The organism is Natrarchaeobius versutus (assembly GCF_041205745.1).
Taxonomy (GTDB): Archaea; Halobacteriota; Halobacteria; order Halobacteriales; family Natrialbaceae; genus Natrarchaeobius; species Natrarchaeobius versutus.
In genome coordinates this window covers 166,082-179,327 of sequence record NZ_JBGFCC010000010.1, presented here as the reverse complement: position 1 = coordinate 179,327, position 13,246 = coordinate 166,082, and the positions used below count along the sequence as shown (strand labels likewise).

At 64.0% G+C, this 13,246-nt stretch carries 14 protein-coding genes; 5 read left to right on the top strand and 9 right to left on the bottom strand.

Features of this window, described 5'->3' with window-relative positions; translation table 11 throughout:
- The first annotated feature begins 97 nt into the window (after window positions 1-97).
- Both AB7C87_RS20545 and AB7C87_RS20540 read left to right on the top strand, forming a co-directional pair.
- Window positions 98-1,201: an ABC transporter ATP-binding protein gene (locus AB7C87_RS20545; protein WP_369731380.1), complete on the top strand. Its 1,104-nt coding sequence runs from the start codon at window positions 98-100 to the stop codon at window positions 1,199-1,201.
- Window positions 1,198-2,178: an ABC transporter permease gene (locus AB7C87_RS20540; RefSeq protein WP_369731379.1), complete on the top strand. Its 981-nt coding sequence runs from the start codon at window positions 1,198-1,200 to the stop codon at window positions 2,176-2,178. Before AB7C87_RS20545 ends, AB7C87_RS20540 begins: the two co-directional genes overlap by 4 nt.
- A 16-nt stretch (window positions 2,179-2,194) precedes the next feature.
- Here AB7C87_RS20540 and AB7C87_RS20535 read toward each other — a convergent pair whose 3' ends face one another.
- Together AB7C87_RS20535 and AB7C87_RS20530 are read right to left on the bottom strand one after the other, a co-directional pair.
- Window positions 2,195-2,881 carry a helix-turn-helix domain-containing protein gene (locus tag AB7C87_RS20535; protein ID WP_369731378.1) on the bottom strand — a complete coding sequence of 229 codons (687 nt, stop codon included), beginning with the start codon at window positions 2,879-2,881 and terminating at the stop codon, window positions 2,195-2,197.
- A gap of 141 nt (window positions 2,882-3,022) precedes the next feature.
- On the bottom strand, window positions 3,023-3,283 hold the full coding sequence (locus AB7C87_RS20530) for a MarR family transcriptional regulator (protein WP_369731377.1): 261 nt from the start codon (window positions 3,281-3,283) through the stop codon (window positions 3,023-3,025).
- A gap of 122 nt (window positions 3,284-3,405) precedes the next feature.
- Between AB7C87_RS20530 and AB7C87_RS20525 the strand changes: the two genes are divergently transcribed.
- The gene (locus AB7C87_RS20525; protein ID WP_369731376.1) at window positions 3,406-3,639 is read left to right on the top strand and encodes a HalOD1 output domain-containing protein; all 234 of its coding nucleotides are present in this window, start codon (window positions 3,406-3,408) and stop codon (window positions 3,637-3,639) included.
- 21 nt (window positions 3,640-3,660) lie between these two features.
- Here the strand turns inward: AB7C87_RS20525 and AB7C87_RS20520 are convergent, their stop codons facing one another.
- Together AB7C87_RS20520 and AB7C87_RS20515 are read right to left on the bottom strand one after the other, a co-directional pair.
- Entirely contained in the window at window positions 3,661-3,969 is a 309-nt protein-coding gene (locus tag AB7C87_RS20520; protein WP_369731375.1) for a transcription factor S, read from the bottom strand.
- A gap of 86 nt (window positions 3,970-4,055) precedes the next feature.
- Window positions 4,056-4,313, bottom strand: coding sequence for a DUF5789 family protein (locus AB7C87_RS20515; RefSeq protein WP_369731374.1), 258 nt, complete (start codon window positions 4,311-4,313; stop codon window positions 4,056-4,058).
- A gap of 127 nt (window positions 4,314-4,440) precedes the next feature.
- On the opposite strand from AB7C87_RS20515, the gene AB7C87_RS20510 reads away from it, so the two are divergent.
- Window positions 4,441-5,757: an MFS transporter gene (locus AB7C87_RS20510; RefSeq protein WP_369731373.1), complete on the top strand. Its 1,317-nt coding sequence runs from the start codon at window positions 4,441-4,443 to the stop codon at window positions 5,755-5,757.
- 296 nt (window positions 5,758-6,053) lie between these two features.
- Window positions 6,054-6,557: a DUF5797 family protein gene (locus AB7C87_RS20505; RefSeq protein WP_369731372.1), complete on the top strand. Its 504-nt coding sequence runs from the start codon at window positions 6,054-6,056 to the stop codon at window positions 6,555-6,557.
- A gap of 36 nt (window positions 6,558-6,593) precedes the next feature.
- On the opposite strand, the gene AB7C87_RS20500 is transcribed toward AB7C87_RS20505, so the two are convergent.
- The 5 genes from AB7C87_RS20500 to AB7C87_RS20480 all read right to left on the bottom strand — a co-directional run bounded on the left by AB7C87_RS20500 (window position 6,594) and on the right by AB7C87_RS20480 (window position 12,866).
- Complete coding sequence (locus tag AB7C87_RS20500; protein ID WP_369731371.1) at window positions 6,594-7,640, bottom strand: DUF5787 family protein; 1,047 nt, start codon at window positions 7,638-7,640, stop codon at window positions 6,594-6,596.
- A gap of 188 nt (window positions 7,641-7,828) precedes the next feature.
- Entirely contained in the window at window positions 7,829-9,181 is a 1,353-nt protein-coding gene (locus AB7C87_RS20495) for a right-handed parallel beta-helix repeat-containing protein (protein ID WP_369731370.1), read from the bottom strand.
- Window positions 9,182-9,389: 208 nt separating this feature from the next.
- Entirely contained in the window at window positions 9,390-10,136 is a 747-nt protein-coding gene (locus tag AB7C87_RS20490; RefSeq protein ID WP_369731369.1) for a DUF4013 domain-containing protein, read from the bottom strand.
- A gap of 6 nt (window positions 10,137-10,142) precedes the next feature.
- Window positions 10,143-11,993, bottom strand: coding sequence for an ATP-binding protein (locus AB7C87_RS20485; RefSeq protein ID WP_369731368.1), 1,851 nt, complete (start codon window positions 11,991-11,993; stop codon window positions 10,143-10,145).
- A 264-nt stretch (window positions 11,994-12,257) separates the two neighbouring features.
- Complete coding sequence (locus AB7C87_RS20480) at window positions 12,258-12,866, bottom strand: DUF7344 domain-containing protein (protein ID WP_369731367.1); 609 nt, start codon at window positions 12,864-12,866, stop codon at window positions 12,258-12,260.
- Window positions 12,867-13,246 lie beyond the last annotated feature (380 nt).

Below are 13,246 nucleotides of genomic sequence, written 5' to 3'. Positions count from 1 at the left end.
GAGTGATCGAGGGGTGGCTCACAGCGTAGTGACCACGGGGTGCCTCACAGATTAGGGACGGCCCTACCCGCGGTCCGCTCTACTTCTCGAGTCCACCATGAAATCTGCTCGACCTGTCGGTTCACGGATCGAATCGACGTCGAACCGACCGCTCGCGATCGACGCGGAGAACGTCAGCGTCACCTACGAGGACGGAACCGAGGCGGTCAGGGGCGTCTCACTCGAGGTCGAACCCGGCGAGTTCTTCGGGTTTCTCGGCCCCAACGGCGCCGGAAAGACGACGACGATACGGGCGCTCGTGACGCTTCTGTACCCGACAGAGGGGTCCGTCTCGATCGACGGATTGGACGTACGAACCGACCCCAGGGCCGTCCGCGAATCGATCGGCTACATGGCCCAGGAGACGGCCGTCGACGAGGAGCTGACCGCCCGCGAGAACCTCCGGTTCGCCTGCCGGCTGTACGGCGTCCCGAAAGCCGATCGGAGCGGGCGAATCGCAGAACTACTCTCGATCGTCGGGCTCGAGGACGTCGCTGATCGACGGACATCGACGTTCTCCGGCGGGATGCGAAAGCGCCTGGACGCGGCCACCGCACTGGTCCATCGGCCGCCGCTCGTCTTTCTCGACGAGCCGACGACCGGCCTCGACCCCGAGGCACGGATCCGTCTGTGGGAGTACGTCCAGTCGCTCAACGACGCCGGAACGACAGTTTTCCTCACGACGCAGTACCTGGCCCAGGCGGATCAGCTCTGCGATCGAATCGCCGTGATCCGGGACGGACGAATCGTCGCGACCGACTCCCCCTCGGCGCTCAAGTCGCGGGTCGGTGGCGACGTGTTGACCCTCGAGATCGCGGACGCATCCGATCGGAACCGCGAGCGCGCGGCGCGTCTCGCCGAAGAGACCGCGGCGTTCGAGAATCCGGTGGTCGAGCGGACTGACGATGGGCTCAGGATCGTCGCCGAACGAGCGAGAGCCGGCGCCCACGACCTCCTCGTCGCGCTCCACGAGGCCGACGTTCGGGTAACGGGTTTCGGCGTCCGATCGCCGACGCTCGACGACGTGTTTCTCTCGCTGACCGGCGAACGGTCCGACGCCGTCGAACCCGGTCGAGACGTCGCGGTCGACGAATCGGAGCGAGACGTCGTGATCGACGAACCCGATCGAGACGCTGCCGTCGACCGCGAGGTGCCGCAATGAGTTCGATCGACGGGGCGCCTGACGACTCCTCGAGCCACGAGTCGGCGGCTGGCACCTCGAGCCACGAGTCGGCCGCCAACATCTCGAGAGACTCGTCTCGAGCGGTGACGCGAAACGCGGGGAACGGATTCGGCGCCGACGTTGCGCTCTCGCTGAAGCGCTGGCTCGTCAAAACCTCGCGGAGTCCATTCGTCACGTTCTCCTCGCTCGTCCAGCCGGTCGTCTTCTTCGTGTTGCTGGCGGCGGTCTTCGGCGTCGTCGCGGACGGCCCGCTCGCGCAGGTCTACGGCGAAGACGTGAGCTACGTCGCGTTTCTCACGCCGGCGATCGTGATTCAATCGGCGCTGGCGGCGGCCGCCGTCTCCGGTATCGGGCTCGTCAAGGAGATGGAGACGGGAATGTTCGATGCGATCCTCGTCTCGCCGATGAATCGCGGCGCGATGTTGCTGGGGAAGGTGCTCTCGGAGCTGATCCGGATCGCCGTCCAGACGCTGATCATCCTCGCGCTCGGTTACGTCGTGTTCCGCTACTCGACGGGCGAACCCGTCGGTTCCTACGTCGAGACCGGGTTGCTCGGCGTCGTCGGAATCCTCGCCGTCACGATCGTCTTCGGGCTCGTCTTCGTGGCGTTTTCCAACGTCGTCGCGCTCGTCACCCGCGACGAGGAGGCGACGATCCTGATCGCGAACCTGCTCACCTTTCCGCTGTTGTTCGTCTCGAGTGCCTTCTTACCACTCGAGGTGCTCCCGGGCTGGATTCGGACGGTCGCAGTCGCGAACCCCGTCACCTACGGCGTCGACGGGGTGCGAGCCGTGCTGTTCGGTAAGGACGTGATGGTGGTGCTCGAGGTGAACGCGTTCGCAGGATTCTGGAACACCGTCATCCCTGCGGTGGTGATCCTCCTGTCGTTCGCGTTGCTTACGGGTGCGATCGCCGGCAGGCTTCTCTCTGTGGCCTGGAAAGCCGAGGTTCGATAGATGGGGTCGTCGATCCTCAGTGTCGACGTTGTACGGCGGCCGGGACGACGGTGGTCGCGACGAGGTGGGTCTGCGCCCGGCGGAGCCGTTCGGACAGCGACGGCGCGGTGATCCCGAGTTCCTCGGCGACGTCGGACAGCGACGCCGTCCGCGGGACGTCGAAGTACCCCATCTCGTAGGCGGTCCGAAGCGCTTCGAACTGTGGATCAGTCAGGCCGTCGCCAGTGCCTCGAGCGTCGCCGTCGGGAGTGAGCCGGCGAAGCGTGAATCCTCCGTTTCGTACCCAGAACTCCCGGAACTCTTCGAGAGTCTCCCTGTCTGCGAACCAGCCGGTCTGGATCCAGCCGGTTTCCGTGACCCGGATCCGGTCGATCGCGGAGTCGGTCCTGGCGAGTTCGCGAAGCGCCGAGAGGTCGTCGACGTGGTCGCCGAGTAGCGCGTCCATGCCGATCGCCGGCTGTATCTTGTACCGATCGGCTCCCGCCGCTCGTCCGACCGGGGTGTACGACGCGACGAACGCGGCGTCATCGAACGCCTGCGCGACGGCGTCTGACTCCCCCTCGATCGCGTAGACGATAAACGGCGGATGGCCGCCCTGATCGGGGCCGATCTCGACCTCGAGGGTGGCCCGGGGGACTGCCGTTGCGACCTCGACGAGCGGGAGGTGTTCACACGATATTTCGTATTCGGCGACGAGACCCATACGCCAACGCGTAGACGAGGTCAATTATAGTATTCGTCGAGACGATTCTCTCCCCGCCCGCACTCGAGGGTGATGACTGACCATCGGACAGTGTCGACCACACCTTGGCCGTCGGGCAGTGGTGCCCTCGCCTCGACCGACTTACTCCGCCTCGAGTTCTCGAACGTCGAGTTCTCCCGCCAGGTATCGCTCTCCTTCACGTGTGACGTCGTAGACGCCGTTGCCGAGGTGGACGAGCAGTCCGTGCGAGACGAGCGTCTTACACCGGGCGTTGATGTGCTGTCTCGAAAAGCGGACGCGGCCGCTGTCGGCCATCTCCTTTGGCGTATCCGGGCCGGCGTCCGCGAGGTGTTCCATCACCCGATCGTCCGCACGCGACATCCAGTCGGCGTCCAGTCTCATGATCAACGTTCCCGTCTCCGATAGTATCGAACACGCGGATAGTCAACTACACAGTCGTTACGATCCGCTAGACTACTAGAAATCTCTAATACGGTAGAACACATCCCTATCCGTGTTTCTCGATGACCGACTCGTCGCCGAACCGATCGGATTCGTCCGACTCCGTTCTCGCGGAACTAGTCGACACACTCGAAGCCTATGGCTACGATCGCGACGAGTATCGACTCTACGACGACGTCGACGTCGAGGCGCTCGAGCGACTGATGATCGATTCCTCGATCCCCGTCGAAGTTCGCTTCGAGATCCGAGGCGTTCACATCGTGGTAACTTCTGCGGGTGTGAGCGTTCTCGAGTGATCGGTATCCGGAGAAAAGCGACTAGTTATCGTCCTCGCGCCACTTGTACTCACACTCGGTGCAGATGAAAAACCGCGTCTCGGACTCGTCTGCCGAACGGATCTGTTGCATGTACCAGTAAGCGCGGTCGTTGCCACACTCCGGACAGTGTGCGTTCGTTTCCGGAAGCGACGTCTCCTCGGAGGATTCGATGATCTCGCTGGCTTCCTGATTTTCGGTGATGGTGTACTGGTCGGCGTCGCCTTTCGGCTTCGTAAAGCCACAGCTTCCACACGCCCAGATGCCGTCTTCGGCTTTCATCATCGAACCGCACTCGTCGCAAAATTCCATGGTATCCGGGCTACGGCGGCCAGGTCACTTAAGCGACGCGTTTGTCTTCATCCGTCGCCACCGACCCCCCACTGATCCGCTCGAACTCACCCTTCACCTTCCGACTGAAACGGCTCCCCCACCGCCTCTCGAGGCAAGACGTTGTGGAGTTCGGTCTCTAAGTCGTCGGTCGACTCGAAGCGTTCGGCGTCACTGGTCTCGATGAGCGAGCCGAGATTCCGCTCGCCGTCCGCGAGCAACAGCGTGACGTCGTCGAACTCCGCCGCCGCCGCGTCGTTCGTTACGGGGTACTCGAGGCGTTCGAACGCCGATTCGACTTCGTTGAGTTTGATCTCCCCGGTCACGGCTCAACCGACAACGGCGGAGTCCTTGTAGTTCGTCGTTGGTTCGAGTGAGTGTCCGCTCGACGGACGGAATCCGTGTATTTCGATTCGAAATACTAATCGGGCGGGCCGGCCCAGGTACTGACCGATGCGGGAGATCCTCCGTCGGATCGTCGCGCAGTTCGTCGTCGATCGTCGAGTGCTCGCGCTCGCGTTCGCACGGATGGCCGACGGAATCGGCAACTCGTTTCTGATCATCGTCATCCCACTTTACGTCGCGAGCGACGTCGTCGCCGGTGCGACGTTCGGTCTCGAGGAGGCGATGATCATCGGCATCGTTCTCTCGATCTTTGGCTTTCTCAACAGTAGTTTCCAGCCGTTTACGGGTCGCCTCTCCGATCGAATCGGTCGGCGAAAGCCCTTTATCCTGCTCGGACTCGGCGGTCTCGCGGCGACGAACCTGGCGTACCTGCTCGCGGAGTCGTATCTCTCGCTCGTGGTGATTCGCGGGCTCCAGGGGGTGAGCGTGGCGTTTATCGTTCCGGCATCGATCGCGCTCGTCAACGAACTCGCGACGACGGACGACCGGGGTGGAAACATGGGCGTCTACAACACGTTTCGACTGGTCGGCTTCGGTGCCGGGCCGGTCGCGGCCGGAGCCGTCGTCAACCTCGGCCCGTACTCGATCCCCGCCCTGACCGTCGGTCCGTACTCACTTCCCGCCTTAACGGTGAGTGGGTTCGAGGCCGCCTTTTCGATCGCGGCGATCACGGCCGCCATCAGCTACCTGCTCGTGACCGTGCTGATCACCGATCCCGAGGCGACGGAGGCCAACGCGGGTGCCGACCTCTCGATCGCGGTCCGCGATCCCTCGGGTAAACACCTGCTCGATCCGATCTTTACGTTGGGCGTCGCCTCGCTGTTTATGGCCGCGTCGATCGCGTTGCTCGCGACGATTCAGCCACAGGTGAACGTCCGCTTGGCGCAGGGATCGACCTGGTTTGGCCTCCAGTTCGCCGCGTTCATCATCGCCCAGATTTTCCTGCAGACGCCGATCGGGCGTGCCTGCGATCGGTACGGTCGACGCCCGTTCATCGTCGGCGGCATGCTCCTGTTGATCCCCTCGACGCTCGCACAAGGGTTCGTGACGAGTTCGGAGACGATGTTTCTCGCCCGACTGATCCAGGGGGTCGCGGGCGCGATGGTGTTCGCCCCGTCGCTCGCGCTCGCGGGCGATCTCGCGGGGGAGGGCGAATCGGGGTCGAAGCTCTCGATACTGACCATGGCCTTTGGCTTCGGCATCGCCGTCGGGCCACTTGCCTCCGGCGCGCTCATCGAATACGGCTTTGCGATTCCGTTCGTCTTTGGGACGGCCCTCGCGACGGTCGGCGCGATTCTGGTCTACACCCAGATCGAGGAGACCCTCGAGACGAGCGCATCAGTACCGCTCGTCGGAAGTGATTGACGGGGACTGAGACTGTCGGACAGCAGTCAGTGAGACGCCGGTCGCGAATTCGCGGCCCCAACCAGCGGAGACAGCCGCAATAGCGCGGTCGGGTGTGCAATGACGTTCAGTATCGTTCACCATCACTTCGAGTGGGAGTTCTCCAGCGGCCGCAATAGCGCGGTCGGGTGTGGAATGACGTTCAGTGGCTACGATAATGCGATCCGACAGTGCGAATCGATCGACATCGGGACTGAACAGACGCCGAGAGCGACGGGACGCAACGCAAAAGTAGCGGATCCGCGTACGATTCGACGATGACGCTCTCGGAGGAGGCCACGGAACGGCTGGCCGACGTGGTGGAGCTACAGCCGACGAAAAACGCCGAGTTACAGGAACGGTGGGGGATGGAAAGCGGGAGCGAGGTTCACCAGTACCTCGAGGGTGAACTGGAGGAGTACTACTTCCGAGACGACAACAGCCTGATCCGCGCGACGGCCGACGCGGCGGACCTCGTCGACGTCGAACCGGGCGTCGAAAGTGGGGACGAGGAAGGCGGCGCACCCTCGAAAATCCGCGTCCCGGAACGACAAGCGCGGATCGTCGAGGTACTCGCTGGGCCCGACGAGGAGTCCGAAAGCGTCGTTTCGGTCCTACACAAGCTCAGAGACGAGTTCGACGTCGACGCCGAGGCCGAGGACGTCCGCTCGGACCTCCAGAGTCTTCGTCGAAAGGGCGTCGTCGAAGTCGAGTACCGGACCGTCCCGACGTTCCGACTCGCCGTCTCGAGGGCCGACCTCGAGGTCGGCGTTTCCGACTGACGACGCTCGAGCGGGCTCTTTCTCGTCGCCCTCGTGTTACAGACCGGGCCGCCGTCGCCGTCGTCGCTTCTCGAGTAACTGCCGACAGCGTTTTCCCGGCCCTCCCTCGATCGGCCACCCCTTCGTCCGCCAGATCGGCGGCTCGGGCTCGAGGTCCGGACAACGACTCGAACACTCGGCGGCGGTCTGGATCCGTTCCTTTGCACCGCAGTACGGAACCAGTTGATTCCCGTCGCTCGCTCGCAACTGGAAGTGTCGACAGTCTGGCCGCATCGTGTCGACGAACGACCGCCAGCCCCGTTCGTAGGCTCGCTCGGCGATCTCGAGCCGAATCGCCGCTTTCTCGTCGGGGTCGACGTACTCGAACCGGGCGGCGGATGCGTCCCGGCCGTCGCCCGCCGGTCGCTCGAGAATTCGCGTCCCCGGTTCGTCGACCGGAAGCGTTCGGGGGTACCACTCCACCTCACCGGCGAGCGCGTCGGGCTCGAGCGCGAGCACGCCGGCTTCGATCGGGAGGTCCTCGAGCAAGACGGGTTCGATGCGTTCGCCGGTCTGACGCGTGGCGACCCAGACCTCGTCGGCGAGCGCCATCGCGACGTCGTACTCGAGTTGTGCGCCGAGGGTTCGAGCGGCGCTCGCGTCGAGATCCGGCTTGTTCTCGACGGCGACGAGCCGCTCGAGCCAGTCGGGGTAGGGCCACTTTCGACGGATCTGGATGCGGTTTCCCTCCCGCCGGGTCTCGAGGATTCCCCGTTCGTCGGCGCGGTGGATCGCCTCGCGGACGTACCGCCACGGGTAGCCGGGGTGAGGGAGAACGTCGCGGTAGTACGCCCACTCGGCGGGTGCGTTTCGGACGACGTGAAGCAGGTCGCTATCGAGGCGTTCCGAGCCGAAGTTCGCGCGCTCGCGGAGACCGTCGGGGTCGCACTCGAGGACGATGGTGTCGAACCGACGGCGTTTCGTCCCCAGTTGGCGGGCGACGAACACCGCCCGACCATCGGATCCGTCGAGCGGCCAGTTTCGTTCGGCCCATCGACAGGTTCGAAGCTCGAACGCGAACTCGCTGGTCACGTCGTCTGTCACTGCGTTGGGCAACGTGTGGGCGTGGCAAGTGTGCTCCGGTCGTCCGCGACCGCGAAGCCTCCTCACGGCTCGATGGCAATGTTACTCCGCGAGACCCAACGGTGTGTCACTCCGCGAGACCCAACGGTGTGTCACTCCGCGAGACCCAACGGTGTGTCACTCCGCGAGACTTCAATGGCGTCTCGTGGTCAGGACGTGAGGTTCGCCGCCACCTCGGAGTCGTCGTGACTAGACCGGATTGCCGTCGAATACGTGCCTCGGACGACGTTTCCGAGGACGATAGACGGCCCCGTCCCGCCGCGTTCGTCGAATCCGAACGACGCGTCGCCGACGACGAGCTGGTTGCCGATCGCGCTCACGAACCCGCTCGGATCGACGTTCTCCTGGACCGATATTTCGGCGTTTCCACGCTCCGTGACGTTCTCCTCGAAGACGTTGTCCGTAATCGATACGTTAGATGCACGCGAGAGGTTGGCTCCGTACTCGCCGTTCTCCCGGACGACGTTCCCCGTGATCGTGACGTTCTCCGCGGGGCCGGTACTCGAGCCCAATCGTATCCCGTTGTTGGCGTTTCCGTTGATCGACGTCCCCGTAATCGAGACGCCGTCGACGCCGACCTGTACCGTGAGTCCGTCGCCGCCGTTTCGAGCGAGCACGCAGTTCGAGACGGTGATATCCTCGCCCTCCACGTCGGTCAGATTCGCGCCGTGGCGGTCGTTGTCGACGCCGACGCAGTTCTCGAGCGTCGCGTTTTTCAGCCCTGCGAGGGTAAAGCCGTCGAGGCCGTTGTCACTCGAGATGCAATCACGGATCGTGAGCTGGCTAGTCTGGACGCCGGCCGTCGCGTGGGGATCGAAGCCATAGCCCGGACAGTGGTGGGTCCACACCCGCTCGATGCGGATGTTGTTCGCCGCACTCGAGAAGAAGCCGTACTCGTCGCCCGTGTCTTCGACGTTCGCCCGGTTTCCGTCGACCTCGAGGTCGGAAAGGACCACGTTGTCCTCCTTGATCCGTACCAAACCGGCGTTGGATAGGTCACCGCTCGCGTCGTCTGCGAATTTCAACACCGTGGTCCCGAACATTCCGGAGCCCCGGAGCCACGTGTTTCCGGGAACGACGAGGTTGTCCGCGACGTCGTCGACGACGCCGGGTCGGATCACGACCGTGACGGGATCGTCCCCGTACTCGTCGAGCGTCGACTGCAACTCGTCGTAGCCGCCGTCGGGATCGACGTAGACGACGTCGTTCACGCTCGTCGCCTCGAGCGACTCGAGGTGGGCCGTTCCCGGTAGGGGATCGGTCTCGGTACCGAGTCCGGTTGCCGGTTGCCAGTCCTCGTCGCCGGCGTCCCAGCGCCAGAGAACGCGCTGGTCGGTCGCGAGGTAGAGTTCGTCGTCGTAGGCACCTTCGTCCGGTCGATTCTCGATCGAGCCGCGGCCGACCGCGAACTCGTCTACGGCCTCGACGGTGTCGGTGTGATCCCACTCCGTATCACCCGCTTCGTAGGTCCCCAACCCGAATCGCGGCGTTTCGTCGCTCATCGGAGTACCTCGATATCGCACCATCTCGCTCGAGTACCGATCGACTGCCATCTCGAATTAGACATTATTCCACGTACGAACTCGCACGTCTTATTCTTTTTTCAAATTGTAATTATTTGTATGAAATATGTGCCGGGCTGAATCGATATTGGCGCCCGCGGCTCGTGACGTGTTCTCACCCGCCGGATCGCGCTTTCAATTCGACCCGTTATCCGGGACGGGCCGACGGATCGCGGACGGCAACGCGTTCGGCGTCAGATCGGCCGTCGGTCGACGCAGTCGCGGCGACGCCGATCAGTCGCAGACTGAGGAGAGCTCCCACGAACGGAAACACCGGTACGAGGAGGAGTCCGACCAGCGTGATTGCGGCGCCGACGACGAGCACCGGGACGACCAGCGGAACGAGTTGTAACACGGCCATCGCGAGGAGGTACTCGCCGCTCGTGACGACCGGCCACAGCGCCTCGCGGTCGAACGCGCCACGCACTCGGCCCGTCCTCGCGTAGTTCGCGACGGCGGCGGGAAAGGCGTAGTAGACCGCGAACGTGACGGCGGTGAACGCGAGCAACGCCGCACCTGCGAGGAGAGCGGCGACGAGGCTCGTCCCCCAGACGAGCGCCTCGCTGGCGGCGAGAACCGGGGCGAGTGCGGTCAGCCCGTAGTAGCCGACGGCCCCCACGAGCGCGGCGAGGACCGCGCCGACGACGAGCGGACCGAGGAGATACACCGCTGAAACCGCGACAACGACCACACCCGACGCGGCGAGATCCGACCACGAGTCGAACGGTGGCGGCTCCGTCTCGCCCTCGAGGGTCGACTCGAGGACGCGAACGCCGTACCCGGCGAGAACGAGTGCGGGGAGAACGAACACCGAACCGAGGACGAGCAAGCCCCCGACGGCCGTCTGCCGGATTGGATCGCCACGAAACGGGTAGCGTATGGCGTCCTCGAACATCGTCGATCAGTCTCGTCCGTGGCGAGTCAGACAGTGTGGGAGGCCGATCAGTTCGACGGGTTCGGAGTTGTCCGGCGAGTAGACGACCATCTGCCCTTTCTCCATGTACGGCACTTTCGACTCGAGATTGCTGGGGATGTTGACGCTCTTGATGGCGTCCTCGTCGCCCAGGTTGAGGACGATGGTGGTGTTGATCTGCTTGAAGACGGCGTCGTCGATGTCTTGGGGGTCCTGCGTGATGAGAAAGAGCCCGAGCCGTTCCTTGCGGCCCTGCTTTGCGGCCTCGGTGAACTTTTTGATGACCTTGCCCGCCTGGACGCTGTCGGCGTCGGTGAGAAAGTTGTGGGCCTCGTCCATCCCGAGGATCAGCGGCGTCTCCTTGATCCGGTCGTAGCTCGGATCGTTCGAGAGCTTCTCGTCGATCAAAAGCGAGGAGAGTGCGAGGACGACGGCTTCGGTCGCCCGCGTATCGTTGATGTGGTAGGTCGGCACGACGGTGAGTCCGCCGGGGCGGACGAACTCGTGGATCAGATCGGTGATCGGCCGGGCGTCCTGGTCGAAGACGTGGCCGAAACCGAGGACGCGTCGGCGGACGGCGTCGAACGTCGCCTCGTGAACCCGTCCGGACTCGTCGAGTTCCTCGCGCAGGGCGGGGTCGTCGAGGAACGTCGTGAACTCCTCGTACGTACCGCCGGCACCGTACTGGCTCCGAAATCGCGGGAGGAGGACGCTCACGAGCGCGCCGTACTGGTTGTCGTTCAGCCCGCTTCCCGCGACCAGCCAGGGGTTGTCGTGGACCATCGAGAAGGGGATGGTGAACTCGACTTGCTTCGCGCGGTGGTGACCCGCCGAGTACGTCGCCGACCCGATCTTCGGGACGAACGCGGTCGTCTCCTCGACGCCGCCGTAGGCGACCCCCTCGCGCTCGAGCCGTCGAGCGAACGCGTCGTCCAGATCGGGGTTGTCGTCGTGCATCTGGGCGTACTCGTCCTGGGGGTCGAACTGGACGACCGCCGGGCCGACTTGGCGGCCGTCGGGCATGGGGTAGGTCCGTTCGTCCGCGAGGAACTGCCGGAGGACGTTCTTCGCGCCGTGGGTCTTCCCCGATCCGGTGCCGCCGGCGATCAGGGTGTGTCTGTACACGAGCGGATCGCCGGAGTCGTAGTCGTCTTTCAGCCGGTAGTCGATCGTCGGCGGCGTCGCGGCCGTCCGCACCTTCTCGCCGCCGACCGAGAGGTGGCCGAGAAAGACGCCCTCGTCGGGAATTTTGAGCCCGGTCTTGATCTTCTCCGTATCGTCGGCCGTGCGGATCACCGTCTGCGGTTTCGGCACGCGGTCGGTCATCCGCCGTTTGAGCTCGTCGTCATCCTGATACAGGACGGCGACCGGCTCGAGCGAGGCGACGAACTTGTAGTCGGCCTCCTCGATTTCGTCGGTACGCATCGCTCGCCGGGCGTGGATCTCCGTGGCGTCGTCGGCGTGGTACTGCTGGGCGTACTCGAGGGCGGTGATCCGACAGAATAGCGTCTCCCCGTCGGGGTAGGGGGCGAGCAGATAGCTCCCGATACGGATCGACGATCGGTTACCTCGGGTGACGTACGCCCGCAACGCGGTCTCCTCGCCGTCCTCGGCGACGCGCAGGCCCTGGGAGACACAGAGGGCGCCTATTCCGACGTCGTCGCCGTGGGGTTCGACGGCCGTCCGCTCGAACTCGTCGCTCACGCTCGCGTCGTCGACCCTGCTCGAGTCGGTGTTCGTCACGTCCTCGGCCTCGCTCGAGCCGGCGCTCGCGGTCGACGACGGCGACGAGTCGTCTGAATCGGCATCGAATTCGCCGAAGTCGCCCAGATCGGTCATACTCATGTAATCCGACCGGTTCCTAAAACGCGTTTCCCTCCCGGTCGGACGAACGTCACTCGAGGCAGATGGTCGTCACTCGAGGCAGATGGTCGTCACTCGAGGTCGATAGTCGTCTTCGTCGACTGCTCGAATCCGATTTGACCTGCGAGGGCGCCCACAGCGCTCTAGGCGTCGATTAGCGCCGATCGTACGAACTGCTGTCAGTCAGTACCGGCGACACTGAATCGTTGTTTCGTCGGTAAACAGTTACGCCGATCCGTATCAGGCGTAAAACGGGACCTCTTCTGCGAGGGTGACGAGTTCGGATTCGCGGTCGTACTCGAGGACGCCGAGGTCGGCGAGCGCGGGAAGGTGATTGTGGTGGAGGGCGATCTTCGATTCCGTCGTGTCGCCGAGACCCGCGGTTCCGTGGCCGGCGAGGGCGGCCGCGAGTTGCTCGAGCGAGACCGGGCGGTCGGAGGAGTCGAGTTTCGTGAGGAGGTGGATGCGGGCGGGGTCGAGCAGTCGATCGAGCGACTCGTGACCGTAGGCCGCGATCAACGCCTCGAGTGTGGGCGTCCGAATCGGCGGTTCCTCGACGAGTTCGACGCCGTCGTCGACGCTCCAGTCGACCAGTCCGTGATCGGCGAGACGAGGGAGATGATTGTGGACGAGATCGATCCGGACCTCGTGGCGGGCTTTTCCGACGGGGCCGTCGACGGACTGTCTATCGATCAACTCCGTCGTCAGGTCGGCAAGCGAGCGGCGAGTACCCTCCTTGAGGACGTCGAGGAGATAGAGACGGCGCGGGTGGCTGAGGATTTCGTATCGCTCGGCCGGCACGCTGTCGAGGGGGGCGCTGTCGCCGCCGCGGTGAACGTCCGAACTCATTATCGATACACACCAGTGCAACGAGGATAAGCCCGTTTCCAAAACGATTTGGGTCGGTAATTCGATGAAAACTCCCGTAGTCCGGGAATACCCGGTTTTGAACGGTGTATTGTGGCGATAAATGATTATATTACCTGGCCGAGTTGCTCGCCACTCACTGCTCGCGCGTCGTCGCTCCGAATCGCCCTTCGTGCGATCGGGCCATCCGTGATCGAATCGGGCGGGCCGAAACTGCCGCGGTCCGTCCGTATCGCCGTTGCCGGATACCGTTACAGTAACTCGTTTTCGGCGTCACCGCGATCCGGAGCGGTTGGGCCGGGAAATCGGGACAGCAAACCGTCTGACTCGTTCCATCGCTCGCGTTCGGTCACGGGCTTTTT